The organism is Bradyrhizobium sp. BRP20 (assembly GCF_020194215.1).
GTDB lineage: Bacteria > Pseudomonadota > Alphaproteobacteria > Rhizobiales > Xanthobacteraceae > Bradyrhizobium > Bradyrhizobium yuanmingense.
The window spans coordinates 1-411 of the sequence record NZ_JADYVY010000118.1 but is presented as its reverse complement, the minus strand read 5'-3'; the positions used below and the strand labels follow the sequence as shown (position 1 = coordinate 411).

The 411-nt window shown below is 67.4% G+C and carries 1 protein-coding gene; it reads left to right on the top strand.

Annotation, left to right across the window (positions count from 1 at the left end; all coding sequences use genetic code 11):
• Window positions 1-19: 19 nt before the first annotated feature.
• Window positions 20-411 (top strand): DoxX family protein (locus I6F33_RS38070; protein ID WP_225145808.1); only part of this gene is annotated, 392 nt, incomplete at its 3' end.

The following is a 411-nucleotide window of genomic DNA, read 5'->3' as shown; positions in this document are numbered from 1 at the left end:
CCTATCGGGAGCTGTCTCCATGTTGACTCGAGTCAAGGACGTCGCGCTGCTGCTCGGCCGGATCGGCATCGCGGTGGTGTTCTTCGCCCACGGCCTGCAGAAATGGGACAGCGGCGTCGGGGCGACCGCCGACATGTTCAGCCAGATCGGCATTCCGCTGCCGAGCGTCTCCGCGTTCCTCGTGATCGTGCTCGAACTGCTCGGATCGATCGCGTTCGTGGTCGGCTTCCTGCTGCCGGTGGTCGCCATCGGCTACGCGATCAACATGGCCGGCGCGCTGATCTCGGTGCACGCGGCGCACGGCCTGACCGGCGAAGGCGGCTACGAACTGGTGCTGGTGCTCGGTCTCACCGCGCTGGCGCTGGGCTTCAACGGCGGCCGGCTTTCCCTGGACCACGTGCTGTTCCGGCG